The sequence below is a fragment of the Leeuwenhoekiella sp. A16 genome (assembly GCF_047946675.1).
Classification (GTDB): Bacteria; Bacteroidota; Bacteroidia; order Flavobacteriales; family Flavobacteriaceae; genus Leeuwenhoekiella.
Genome location: NZ_CP172313.1, coordinates 2,771,237 through 2,784,857, shown reverse-complemented (window position 1 = coordinate 2,784,857; position 13,621 = coordinate 2,771,237). Strand labels below are relative to the sequence as shown.

7 protein-coding genes are annotated in these 13,621 nt (G+C 36.2%); 1 reads left to right on the top strand and 6 read right to left on the bottom strand.

What is annotated here, in order from left to right; genetic code table 11:
* Nucleotides 1-14: 14 nt before the first annotated feature.
* The 6 genes from ACH3O9_RS12245 to ACH3O9_RS12220 form a co-directional block, all read right to left on the bottom strand.
* On the bottom strand, nucleotides 15-1,421 hold the full coding sequence (locus ACH3O9_RS12245; RefSeq protein ID WP_416440824.1) for a glycoside hydrolase family 30 protein: 1,407 nt from the start codon (nucleotides 1,419-1,421) through the stop codon (nucleotides 15-17).
* A 25-nt stretch (nucleotides 1,422-1,446) separates the two neighbouring features.
* Nucleotides 1,447-3,186 carry a cellulase family glycosylhydrolase gene (locus tag ACH3O9_RS12240; protein WP_416440822.1) on the bottom strand — a complete coding sequence of 580 codons (1,740 nt, stop codon included), beginning with the start codon at nucleotides 3,184-3,186 and terminating at the stop codon, nucleotides 1,447-1,449.
* A 22-nt stretch (nucleotides 3,187-3,208) separates the two neighbouring features.
* Nucleotides 3,209-4,675 (bottom strand): glycoside hydrolase family 30 protein, encoded by a 1,467-nt coding sequence (locus ACH3O9_RS12235; protein ID WP_416440820.1) that lies wholly within the window; start codon nucleotides 4,673-4,675, stop codon nucleotides 3,209-3,211.
* A 142-nt stretch (nucleotides 4,676-4,817) separates the two neighbouring features.
* The gene (locus tag ACH3O9_RS12230) at nucleotides 4,818-5,678 is read right to left on the bottom strand and encodes a hypothetical protein (protein WP_416440818.1); all 861 of its coding nucleotides are present in this window, start codon (nucleotides 5,676-5,678) and stop codon (nucleotides 4,818-4,820) included.
* 18 nt (nucleotides 5,679-5,696) lie between these two features.
* A complete protein-coding gene (locus tag ACH3O9_RS12225) occupies nucleotides 5,697-7,211 on the bottom strand; it encodes a RagB/SusD family nutrient uptake outer membrane protein (RefSeq protein ID WP_416440816.1) in 1,515 nt (504 codons plus the stop codon).
* Nucleotides 7,212-7,221: 10 nt separating this feature from the next.
* A complete protein-coding gene (locus tag ACH3O9_RS12220; RefSeq protein WP_416440814.1) occupies nucleotides 7,222-10,341 on the bottom strand; it encodes a SusC/RagA family TonB-linked outer membrane protein in 3,120 nt (1,039 codons plus the stop codon).
* A 358-nt stretch (nucleotides 10,342-10,699) separates the two neighbouring features.
* On the opposite strand from ACH3O9_RS12220, the gene ACH3O9_RS12215 reads away from it, so the two are divergent.
* Complete coding sequence (locus ACH3O9_RS12215; RefSeq protein ID WP_416440812.1) at nucleotides 10,700-13,582, top strand: triple tyrosine motif-containing protein; 2,883 nt, start codon at nucleotides 10,700-10,702, stop codon at nucleotides 13,580-13,582.
* Nucleotides 13,583-13,621 lie beyond the last annotated feature (39 nt).

The following is a 13,621-nucleotide window of genomic DNA, read 5'->3' as shown; positions in this document are numbered from 1 at the left end:
CTAAAAAAATACTGTTATAGCACCAATGTAGCAATGTCTTTTGCAGCTAATTTCACTAAAACCTTCTTCTCTCTAACTATTACTTTAACTGTTTTAGCCTTATCTGCTTTGTTTTGTAAAATGAGAACGGTTTCCCCTTCCGGTGTGTTAAAAGCTACATTAGGCAAATCCTTTGACAGATTTGATTCAATGCGTTTTGACCCCGGCGAAACAAATTTTGAAGCCTGTCCTATAATGTAATATGCAGGCTCACGTGTAACTGTATTGCCGTTAATAGTGATTGCTCCCAGACAACGGTCACAGCCACCACGATCTGTATGCGGCTCCTGATTTTCATCTGCAGCGAGATTCCATTCTAGAACAGTTTTACACCAGTTTCTGGTAGCGCCTATAATTAAATTCTCTGTGTGCCACTCCATTTCTTTCGCAAAATCGCCCGGCGCTCCTACCCATTGCTCAGTAAAATAAAGATTCTTTTCTGGGTGGGTATAATGTACTGTGCTTATTGCATTTACATTCCCTCCATATAAGTGAAAAGCAGAACCATCAATATATTTTGCAGCTTCAGGATCATTTAAAATAGAAATAGGATAATCTGGCCTGTCTGCATTATGATCATATATAATGATCTTAGTTTTAATATTGTTGTCTACGAAAGCCGGGCCTAAATGGTTTTTAATAAACTCACCCTGCTCTGGTGCTTTCATTAATAAACTGGGATTGTTTCCCGGATGCAACGGCTCATTTTGAATGGTAATCGCATCAATAGGAATTCCGTTATCACCCATTGCTTTGATATACTTTACAAAGTAGTTTGCATAAACGGGATAGTATTTTTCTAAAAGACTTCCGCCACGGGTATCTCCATTATCTTTCATCCAAACTGGTGGAGACCAGGGCGAACCTAAAATTTTAATTTTTGGTGAAATTTTTAATATTTCCTTTAAAACCGGGATTAGATGAAGTGTATCCTGACTCAGATTAAAATGTGCTAAGTCAATATCTGTTTCGCCTTGAGCTAAATCATCGTAAGAAAAAGGAGCCGCATCCATATCTGAAGCGCCTATGCTTAAACGTATATAACTCACGCCCAGATTTTCTTCCTTTCTCCCAAAAAGTTCCTGCAGCAAATCTGCTCTTGCCGTATCACTCATGTAATGCATAAGCATAGCGCTACCGCCTGTGAGTGTATAGCCAAAACCATCCATGGTTTGGTACGTTATTGAGTCGTTTATAACTATTGTTTCATCTGCCTTATCAGCATTATCAGGATTTATCGCAATTTCCTGTTTTTGCAACAAGTGCTTTCCATCTTGTGAGGTTAGCCAAAGTTGAGCCGTTTCTGTTTGCTGTTTTTCAACTGAATTACAGCTCACGGCCATAACAGCTATTAGAAATAATAGTAGTGAGGGAGTTTTCAACGTTAAATTAAATTGGTGGTTAGTATTACTTTAAAATTTTTATTGTTTCCAGGTCAAAATCGCCGATTTTTATACCGATTTTGAGGGTATTTGTACCGATTTTTAGAGGAATTAAATCAGTTGATATCCATTCCCAGTCATCTGAAGAATTTGGAATATTGAGATCTTGTATGTGTTTAGTATTTATTTCAACAGAAGCTTTTCCCTTTGCATTGTTTCCTCTTACTTTAATGCTGAATTTATAGTTACCACTTTGTACTACTTTGAAAGTGTACTGCAAAAATTCTCCTTTATCCAGATCACCCACATAAACCGCTTCAGCATCCTGAGTATTTTCGCTTTTATAAATATCTACACCATCGTTGCGATATGCATGACCATTATTCCAGCTTTCGCGATCACCACCTTTCGATATATAATAGTTTCCCACAACAGAATCTTTATAAGCAATTCCGTTTTTACCCAGATCATAATCTGTTGCTTTAATACTCGCGCTATCCTTTACGACAATTTCTTTATAAGGAATTGTTTTATCTGAATGCGGCTGGCGTATCATGGCATCTATGACATCTCTATGAACGATACAGTTTTCAATTTTCGTGTTTTCGGCCAGTTGCATAAAAGCTTTATATGCTTCAGTAGAAGTTGGTTTTTCGGCTTTGCTGTTCCAGTAATCTAAAACTTTTTGATACCTTGGATTTACTTTTACTTCCAACGGATTATTAGAGCCTAATTTTTTTAACGGCCACCAGCACCAGCCAATATTATTTTGTTCCATCAGCTTTATAGCATCTGCAAACCAGACATTTGAGTTTTCGCCAGATTCTCCCAGCCAGATAGGAATTTGATATTTTTCTCTAAAATCAAGAAAATTCTGAATACTTGCGGTATCATTATAATTCCAGTATTTATGAAAACTCATTACCATATTCTCATCCCATGGCGGCAGAACTCCGTTGTAATTATTTCCCCAACCATTACCTTCTATAATGATAATGTGCTTTTTGTCAACGGTGCGAATAGCTTCAGTAATCCTGACCATTAATTCACGCAGCGGTTTATTTTCAGAATCCTGAGTTCCGTTTTTATTTTTTCCTTCTTCAAAACTCCAGTTAGGCTCGTTGATAATATCATAAGCACCAATAACTGGCTCATCTTTGTATTTTTCGGCCAATTTTACCCATAAATCGACCAGTTTTTGCTGATTTTCGGCACTTTCCCAAAGCGATGGTTTTGAAGGATCGCGGTCTGATATATTTACATCATGACCTTGCCCACCCGGAGTGGCATGCATATCCAGAATTAAATACATATTATTTGATTTACACCATTTCACCAATGAATCTGTCATTGTAAAACCTGCCTCCAGCCATGTATTATCTCCTTTTACAGGCTCTTTTTCTACTGGCAGCGTGTACAAATTATAATGCATGGGAAGCCGTACAGAATTAAAACCCCAGCTTTTAAGTGAATCAACATCTGTCTTCTGAACAGTGTTTTTTAACCAGGCCGTGTAAAATTCCTGTGTTTTTTCTTTGCCTAAAAGCTCTTCAATATGCTCTTTAATAACATATTGCTGCCCCGAAAATGGTACTTTAAGCATATAACCTTCCTGCAGCATATAACCGCCAAGACCAATACCGCGTAGGAGTATGTTTTCAGTATTCTCATTTACAATTTTTACTCCGTCAGTTTTTAAAAAACTTTGTGCAAAGCAGGTAATTGATAAAAGATATAATAACGGAGCTAAAAATTTAAGTTTCATGATAGATTATTAATGTTGAGTTTTACTCCCAGATGTACGTGCCCACAGCACCAGCATCCAGAGAAGTTACCACCCATTTATTATTATACTTAATATTAAATTGGGTATTTGTGCTGCCATCATTTTCAACTAGTAAAACTTTTTTTCCATCAGGTGTTAAAAAAGCAACGTTTTGAAGATCTCCTTTTATCTCACTACTTATACGCAGGGAACCTTCAGGAACAAATTTTGAAGCATGAGCTATTATATAATAACCTACATTATGAGTGACAGTACTACCAGAATTAACAGTAATTGCTCCTTTACAAACTGTGCAGCCACCGTCTGTATGCGGCCCAAAAGATTCATCATTTGCAAGATTCCATTCTAAAGCATTTTTACTCCAGTTGCGCATAGAGCCAATAACCACATTTTTTAAATGCCATTTTAAAGTTCCGGCAAAATCATCATTAGATGAGTTATATTGCTCTGTGAAATACACATTTTTATCTGGAAATGCATTGTGTACTGTGCTCAATGCCTGAATATCTCCGGCATATAAATGAAAAGCAGAACCATCTACAAAAGCATTTGCAGCAGCATCACTTAACACTTCAATAGGATATTGCGGGTTATCACAGTTGTGATCATAAGTAATAATTTTAGTATCAAGATTTGCCGCCTGTAAAGCAGGACCAAGATTATTTTTAATGAAATCTGTTTGCTGTGTAGCTGTCATTACCATGCTGGGATTGTTACCACCATGAAGCGGTTCATTTTGGGGTGTTAAGGCATCTATGCTAATTCCTTCAGCTTGCATTTTCTCAAGATATTTTACCCAATAATTTGCATAAACTTCATAATATTGAGGTTGTAAACTGCCACCAACAAAACTGTTATTATCCTTCATCCAGACTGGGGCAGTCCACGGGGTAGCCATTATTTTAATTTGCGGATTGATCGCAATAATTTCTTTTAAAAGCGAAATAACTGCGCTATCCTGATCAAAACTAAATTGAGAAAGATCAAGATCTGTTTCGCCCTCAGGCAAATCATCGTAAGTAAAAGAAGTCTCATTTAAATCTGAAGCTCCCACACTTATTCTAAGATAACTTATACCAATAGATGTAGCAGAATCACCAAATAATTCATCAAGAAGTTCTGCCTTTTTTGAAGTTTCAAGTTCATTAATCACCTGAGCGCTCCCGCCAGTTAAGGTAAAACCAAAGCCATCAATAGCCTGAAAAGTCTGGTTGTCATCAACCTCGATATTGACAAATGCATTAGGTGTAGTATCAAACCCTAAGACTGTAGCTTGTTTTTGCAGCTCTGCACTACGATCTGCTTTTGTAAGCCAAAAATCCATATCATTTGTTGTAGATGTGGGTGGTGTAGGGGTTTCCGGAGTTTCTGGAACAGTAGCACTTTCTTCTTCTGATGAAGATGAAGAACAGCTAGTTTGAAAAAGCGTGGTACTTCCCAACAGGAAGATGAAAAAATATTTTTTCATAGATATATTCATTTACCTATCTTTTTTGGTATTTATTCATTTCATTGAAAACATAATTGAAAATCTCAAAAACAGAGTACAGCTACTCATGCAGTATAAAAAAAGAGCCTGTATCTATATAACACAGGCTCATATTCTTAATCTAATTACTTCCTCTCATTTCTACATTAGTAATAGATATTCCAGTAGAACCAAGGCTTTCTCCTCCAGACTTCATTAAAAGGTATATTGTTCCAGACTGATCAAAGGTTACCTTATTACCTGAGCCTACACAGCCCACTATAGATAATTTTCCTTCAAAGGCACCATTTGCACAGCCATCCCATGTACTGAGTCCCATTCTTCTACCGTCAGCAGAATAATCTTGATTTTGAACTGGTGGTGTTGTTGATGCATATACTTCAAACCACGTATTTAGCGCACCACTGCCCCAAACTTTCATATCGATAGTATATTCCTTATTTGCCTGAACTTCAATCGCCTGATATATTGCCTGTTGATTATAACCGCCACCGGTAACTGTAGCGCTGCCGTCATTAAATGTCCAGATAGTTCCGGAGTCACTTATATTTAGGACGGTCCACTGGTTTCTATCTTCATCATTTTGAAATTTACCTCCTTTCACCAAATTTCCTGCAACGGGATCTGACTGAGCAACTACAACTTCCTGAGAAACAGTATTAGTTTCTCCTCCTCTTCCTATAGCGGTATGATAAATGGTATAAGTGCCTGCATCAGGTAAAAACAATTCCTCTGTCGTGTCTCCTGTGTAAAAACCATCACCGGTATTCCACATTGAGCTAATAACATTTTCTGTGGCAGCCTGAAACGTAAAATTGTTGGGCTGTCCTTCTACGGGAGTAACGGTAAATGTTGCATCAACTTCAGGATCTGCAAGACCATTACCAGAGCCAATCTCATCTGGCTGGCAACTAGTTATTGAACCTGCTGCCACCAGTACCATAATAAAATAAAAATATTTTATGTTGATTATTTTAATCATGTTGTTATGGTTTTTAGATTAATAATTAGGATTTTGAACGATAAGGGTGTTTTCTAACTCATTAAGAGGTATTGGCAGCACTTCGTTTTTACCCGCTGTAAAACCTTGACCTGAAAGGGCGTTTGCTGCTCTTCCGGTTCTTACAAGATCAAACCATCTGTGACCTTCTCCTGCAAGTTCTTTTCTGCGCTCGAGCATTATTGCATCCATCGTAACAGGAACCGGAGACAAGCCTACTCTTGCTCGTACTGCATCTAATAAAGCTTGCGCTCGAGCGCCATTTGCGCCCAAAGCTTCTGCCTCCATTAAATAAGAATCAGACAGGCGCATGATATATACATTTTGTCTGTAATTAAGTTCAGGAACTCCCCCTCCGTCTGACACATCTGTTTTTAAGGGCATAAATTTTTTAAGAAAATATCCCGTATCCTGATTTGCTGGTGTATAATTCACTTCACCCGCTGTTTGTAAAGCCTTGAGATCTGCTATAGTAACATCGAAACGAGGGTCACCTTTCAAAACATCGTACAATTGCTGAGTTACTGTATTAAAACTCCAGCCACCTGCATAATTAGGTGCTTTAGAATTAGCTGTAAGAGAAAAACCTCGGGGTCCTACCATTTGATTAACCGTATTCCCTTCATTCTGACCACCGCCCCAGTTGCCGTAATCTACATTAGCATCGCTGGTACTTGCTACCTCGATTATTCCTTCTGAATTAAAACCTACTGAACTTCCAAATAAGTCGGCATAATTGCTCACTAATTTATAGCCATATTTACTGGTTCCTCCGGGGGTGCCATTAACCTCAGCTAATTGCGCTGCAGCCGCATCATTCTTGCCTTCATATAAATAAACTTTACCTAAAAGTGCCTGTACACTGCCTTTTGTAAAACGCCCTCCATCTGTATCAAGATTTTCAATCATATTTGGTAAAGCTGGCATTGCTTCCTGTAAGTCAATTTCTATTTGTGCATATACAGCTTCTGGAGTGGCTTGTTCTACATTATAAATTTCACTGGTTAATACCGGTTCTGTAAATAATGGAACATTACCAAAAAGCCTAACTAATTCAAAGTAATAATAACCTCTTAAAGCTTTTGCCTCTGCTGTAAATCTTGCTTTTAGATTTTCATCCATTGGCACATCCGGAAGTTTTTGAAGCAGAATATTTGCCCTGAAAACCCCTTGAAAATAATCATTCCAAAAACTTGGTGGGATGGTTGAAGGATCTATGGTATAATTATTAAAAGATTGTATCCCCGCTCCATCAGAAGGGCTACCACCACCAGCATTAAAATCATCAGACCCCGCATTCATCATCGTGATCATATTTTCGAAAGTCTTAGCTTGTTTGCCCATTATATCATAAGTAGCTACAAGACCAGAATAAGCCTGATCTGCATCTTCATAATAGTTGTCTTCCAGAAATGTACCTTGTGGTTTTAATTCTATATATTCTCTAGAGCAGGACAGCGAAAGACCGCTTATAACCAAACCTATTAAAGGATATGCTATTGATTTAAGTTTCATAACTCTTTTTTTAAAATTGTAAATTAACTCCTAGTAAACCAGTGATTGCCTGGGGATAATATCCTCGGTCTATTCCAAAAACGCCCCCACCTATTTCCGGATCAAAACCTGTGTATTTAGTGAAAGTCACTAAATTTTCGCCGGTAACATAAATTCTCAATCTGGATAAGCCTACACGTTGTATGGCTTCTGCCGGTAAAGTATATCCCAGCTGAACTGTTTTAAGTCTTAAATAATCACCTTTCTCCAGGTAAAAATCAGATGGATTAGAGAAGTTATTATTATTGTCGCTATTAGATAGCCTTGGGTACGAATTTGAGGAGCCCTCGCCGGTCCATCTTCCTAATGCCGCAGTTTGATAATTTGCATTTGTGATGTCAAGTCTTCTTAAGCCCTGAAATATTTTATTTCCTGCAGCTCCCTGAGAGAAGATTAAAAGATCAAAGTTTTTATAATCCAGATTTATGGTGAATCCAAATGTATATTTAGGAATAGAACTTCCCAAAAATTTTCGATCTGCCTCTGTAATTACACCATCGTCATCACTGTCTACCCATTTAAAATCGCCTGGCACAGCATTAGGCTGAATAACCTGTCCCTGAGAATTTACATAATTTTCAATCTCTGCCTGATTTTGAAAAATACCGTTAGTTTTAAATCCGTAAAACGTATTGAAAGACTGGCCCACCGCAGTACGTGTTATAGGATAATTACCAGATTGTATTGTAGCACCTCCTGAAAGAAAATCTATACCTTCACCCAAGTAGGTCACCTCATTTTCCAAATAAGAGAAGTTTGCATTAGCAGAAATATTAAAATTTCCTATTGATTTGTTGTATCCTAATTCTACATCAAAACCTTTGTTGATCATATCTGCCACATTTGCTGCCGGGTTTCCTGTTGCTCCTATATAACCTGGAAGCCTTAAATCTTGCAGTATCCCCACAGTTTTTTTCTTATACAAATCAACAGTTAGTGTAATATTATTTATTAAACGTGCATCAAAACCAATGTTTGATTGTCTTGTTTCCTCCCATTTGAGATCTGGGTTTGCCGGAGCATTGGGGCTGTTACCTATTACTACAGATGCAACATTGCCAAATGTGTAATTTCTACCTGAACCTATCGTAGATAAATATCTAAAGTCACCTATTGCATCACTTCCTACAATACCATAACCACCACGAATTTTAAGTTGGTTTAATATATCACTATCCTCAAAGAAGCCTTCTTTAGTAGGCACCCATCCTAAAGAAAATGATGGAAACCAACCGTATTTATTATTGCTACCAAAACGAGTAGAGCCGTCTCTTCTAATAATTCCTGTAAATAAGTACTTCTCTTTATAATCATAAGTAAGTCGAGAAAATAGTGAAGTTACTCGGTGCTCTGTACCTATATAAGCACTAGCTATAATCTGATCGTCTGGTACATCAAAAAATGCCGCATCATCACGATTTGTAACAGGAATATTATTGTAAGTGACTGTTTCACCTTTACTATCATTCTCTGTATACGTTCCCTGACCTAATAATAAACTGAAATTATGATCTCCTATTTCTTTAACGTATGAAAGAGTGTTCTCTATATTCCATCCAAATCCTCTGTTTGTACCTCTTGAGATGTTGTTCTGAGAGGTAACTGTTGAACTGTTTAAATAAGAAACCGGCGTGAAACTTTCATTACCATAATAAGCAAGTTTTCCACCTAGTGTACTCTTGAAGTTTAAGCCTGGAATTAATTCCAGATTAACATAGACATTCCCTACAAAATTATCTGCCCAGCTATAATTACCTAAACGAGTTTGAATATAAGCAAGAGGATTTGTCATTTCCTGAAGAACCAGATTTGAAATACCATAAGGATTACCATTTTCATCTCTCATTATACCCTGATTAGTTGAATAAGGTGATGCGTTTGCTACAGTTGCATCTGTAACCACTACAGGAGTGAGAGGATCTAAATTTATAGCAGAACTCAACGGGCCACCAAACTCACTGTTTGTATTACCCAAACCAGTGCTCTTTTCATTAGAATATCCTACTGTCTCCCCTAATGTGATGAAATCATTTATCTTATGGGTAGAATTAAGTCTGATATTCTTTCTTGTATAATGAGAAATATCTTTGGTAACTATACCTTCTTGATCTAAATAACCAAATGAGAGGTAGAAAGTAGATACATCATTGCCCCCACTTAAACTCACTTCATGATTTGTGCGTTGTGCACTATTATTAAATATGACATCCTGCCAGTCTGTACCGGCTCCTATACCTGCAGCATCCGGAAACGGAAGCGTAAGATCTGATGGAGAACCAGTAAAATCGTTAGCATATTTTTCATTAAATAATGTGGCATATTCGGTGCCATTCAGCAAATCAAGTTTTCGAGCCGGGCCTGATAAACCTGTGTACCCTGTATAATTCACAGTTAACTTGCTTTTGCTACCTTTTTTTGTGGTTACTAAAATGACACCAGCAGCTGCACGAGCTCCATATATCGCTTGAGATGCAGCATCTTTTAAAACTTCAATAGACTCTATGTCAGATTGATTAAGATAACCTATACCTCCTGCATCTACTATCACTCCATCAACTACCCATAGTGGTTCATTATTGCCAAAACTTGTTACCCCCCTTACCCTTATGGTAGAGGATGAACCAGGCTGCCCAGAGTTTGCAGCAATAGTAAGACCTGATGTTCGTCCTTGCAATGACTGCTCCACACGCGTTACCGGGAGGTTTTCTAATTCAGTAGCTTTTACACTTGATATAGCTCCGGTTACGACACTTTTTTTCTGTGTACCATACCCTACCACTACAACCTCTTCTAAAGCAGCGGCATCTTCTTTAAGTGTAATTTGAAAATTGGTAGTAGTACCTACAGGAATGGTCTGGCTTTCAAAACCAACAAAAGAGACTACTAAAACATCTTCCGGAGCTGCAGATAAATTAAAGTTTCCGTCAAAATCGGTTTGGGTTCCGGTTGAAGTTCCTTTAATTAAAACATTAGCACCTGGTAATGGCATATTTGAACCATCTAGTACTGTTCCTGTAATTTCTTTTGATTGTGCCCAGCTTAAGCTGACACTCAACAACAGCATTACTAAAAAGTAATTTTTAATTCTCATTAGATATTAAGATTTATTAGATTGTGGATATTTTCTTTAACACTACGACGTACAAACCATTATGACATTCGCAATTAAATGCCTTTCGAAAACGTTTTCATGTTAATTTACCTAGCGACTAAATTAAAATATCATAATTCGACTTATCTCTAAATCGATACACTTGAGTTACGCCACAATGTTAAATATATACGTCATTTATACGTCAATTTTCATTTTAATTTGATTTTCAGATGAATAAAAAATATTTTTATATTTAATTAATGATATTTTTGCTCGCACTTATCTTCTGAATTTTTAACACACATCTTTTTTATATAAAATGCTAATAAAACTTATTTTAAAAATACTTTTTGGAATGACCTTTTGGTCTTTTTATATATGTTCTGCACAGGAAATACCACGCAATACAAGTGGTATAATTCCTAAAATCACACATTATAGTCGCAATGATTTTCATGCGGATGGTCAGTTTTGGACAATGAGCGAAGATAAAAATGGCATACTCTACTTTGGTAATAATGACGGGGTCCTCGTGTTTGATGGTGAAAGATGGCAGAAGGTAACTTTACCAAATCATTCTACAGTACGCAGTCTTATTACAACAACAGACAATGTTGTACATGCTGGAGGTTTCAATCAAATTGGAACTATTGATCGGGATTCTTTAGGTAATTACTTTTTTAATTCTCAAAATGAACAGCTCAAATTAGACAATGAGAAAATTGAAAATCTATGGCAAGTTCATGACTTTCGAGGATATTTAATTTATAGATCCTTTACAGAGCTTATTGTTGTTACTGGTAGTACAGCTACCCACATTCAAGCTAACAATCGCTTTATTCAATCTGGAGTAGTGGGAGATCATTACTATGTTCAGGATATGAATTTTGGAATTATGGAATTTGATCCTCAATCCATGAGTCTTAAAAAATCTTTTCAATTTCCCGAAAATGAAGGCTCTGTAGTCGCTTTTTTACCAACCAACCAAGAAAATGAATTGCTCATTGTCACTAAATCTGGAGTGATCCTGAAAGCTGATAGAAATAAAGGCACATTAACAGAATTGAAAAATCTATTTAATCCTGAAGAACAGGAACAAATAATTAGTGCAAAAATGTATAAGAATGATTATTTGCTTGGCACACTTAGCTCTAAATTAATGATACTACGGCAAAATGGTGAACTTATTAGAAAACCCTCATCCTTTTTGAAGTTGTTTAACTCAACCATATTAGATGTTCAATCTTCTCAGGATGAAAATAGTCTCTGGGTTTTAATGAATAATGGTTTAGACTATGTTGAGTTTAATTCACCTGTATCCCATCTTTTTGATTCTTCATCCATATCAGATATTTATTTGGATAAAGACACGCTTTATCTTGCCACAAATACTGGAGTTTTCTATTCAAAATTTGACATTTCTAATTACGATATTAATACTTTAAATTTTGAAAAAGTACAGAATCTTGAAGGTCAGTCGTGGTCTATTACTAAACAAAAGGGCAAAATTCTAATTAGCCATGATAAAGGACTGTTTTACCTTGACAAAAACAAACCTGTAAGAATAGGTGGTGCAAATGGTATATGGAAAGTTATACCAGTGCAGGGCAAGTCTAACACATTTATTGCTGCCAGTTATTATGGCTTATACCCATTAACTTTCACTAACGGAAGCTGGATTTTAAATGAAAAGATAAAAGGGTTTAATGAATCTGGAAGAGATATTTTACAAGTTGACGCCAATAATACTTTTTGGGTTTGTCATGGTTATAAAGGAGTATACCGACTCAAATTAAACGATAATTTAAGTCGTGTTTTTGCATTAGAACATTTTACAGATAAAAATGGTCTGCAATCCCCCTTTAATGTAAATGTCACAAACTGGAATGATACTATAATTTTTACAACAAATACCGGAATCTATACATTTGATTCAACTTCTACGAAATTTATTCCATATAAACCATTAAATGATATTCTCGATCCAAAATTTAATACTCGTAAAATTATACAAAATGATTCACGAGTATGGTTTGTGGAAGATGATGAAGTTGGTTATTTTGATAATGACTCTGAAAACAAAGAACTTCATAAAAATTTATTTCTAAATCTCAAAGGAAGCTTAAACCGGGGTATGGAGAGTATTTGGCCACTCAGTAAGTCTCAAGTCCTTATAGGTTCTATAAATGGTTTATTTCTTTATGATACAAAAGAGAGCTCCCAAAATTTAAATCCTGCAACAATACTTACAAGTATTACTTATACAAAAAAGCAGAATCAAAAGTCTAAGCCACTTCCGCTTCATCAAAAAGCAGATTTAAATGACCCGATAGATATATTACGTTTTGAGTTTGCCGCGCCTCAATTAACACCTTCATCAGAAAAAGAATTTCAATATAAACTAGAAGGGGTAGATAATGAATGGTCTAACTGGGATAGTAATGCTTTTAAAGAATACACACATCCACATCCCGGCACCTATACATTTAAAGTTCGCGCACGCAATTTAATAGGTCAGGCCGCAGATGAAACTTCTTTTAATTTTACCATACCACCTCCATGGTATCAAACTAACGTAGCATTTATTTTTTATCTTATACTTTTTACAGGCCTTACAGCAATCACTGTTTACTTAATTAGTCAAAAAATTGAGCGGGAGCGACAAAAAGAAAAACAGGCTGCTAAAAAATCAAAGAAATTACTCCAACTGGAAATTGAGCAGTTAAAACTCGAGCAGGATAAAGCGCGCATAAAAAAACACAAGCAAGAGCTGGAAGAAGATAATCTTACTAAAAGCAAAGAACTTGCAAACTATACCATGCTCCTGGTAAAAAAGAAAGAAATTTTTACGGATACCTACAATGCCTTAAAAGATTTTAAAAACTCTTTAAAAACTCAAGCAGCTCGTAAACGCTTGCAGGAAGTGTTGTTTAACCTGAACCAGCACCGTATGGGGGAAGAATATCTAAATGTATTTGATATCCATTTTGAAAAAGTACATCAGAATTTTTTCCATCAATTAAAAGAAATTGACACAACAATAACAAAAAGGGAATTACGCCTATGTGCCTTTGTTAAAATGAATTTAACCAATAAAGAAATCGCTCCTCTTTTAAACATATCTGTGCGCGGAGTTGAAACAGCACGATATAGGATTAGAAAAAAATTAAATGTAAAAGATGAGAACCTCACTGAATTTTTAGAAAATATAACCGCTTTTTCTGAATCAGGTCATTGAGAAATTAGCTGCTTTCTACTTACTCAGTTTAAGTTTGTC

Bases quoted from the DNA above. Each gene is read 5' to 3' on its own strand.
- ACH3O9_RS12240 (WP_416440822.1), bottom strand. From the start codon at position 3,186: ATGAAACTTAAATTTTTAGCTCCGTTATTATATCTTTTATCAATTACC.
- ACH3O9_RS12235 (WP_416440820.1), bottom strand. From the start codon at position 4,675: ATGAAAAAATATTTTTTCATCTTCCTGTTGGGAAGTACCACGCTTTTT.
- ACH3O9_RS12230 (WP_416440818.1), bottom strand. From the start codon at position 5,678: ATGATTAAAATAATCAACATAAAATATTTTTATTTTATTATGGTACTG.
- ACH3O9_RS12220 (WP_416440814.1), bottom strand. From the start codon at position 10,341: ATGAGAATTAAAAATTACTTTTTAGTAATGCTGTTGTTGAGTGTCAGC.
- ACH3O9_RS12225 (WP_416440816.1), bottom strand. From the start codon at position 7,211: ATGAAACTTAAATCAATAGCATATCCTTTAATAGGTTTGGTTATAAGC.
- ACH3O9_RS12215 (WP_416440812.1), top strand. From the start codon at position 10,700: ATGACCTTTTGGTCTTTTTATATATGTTCTGCACAGGAAATACCACGC.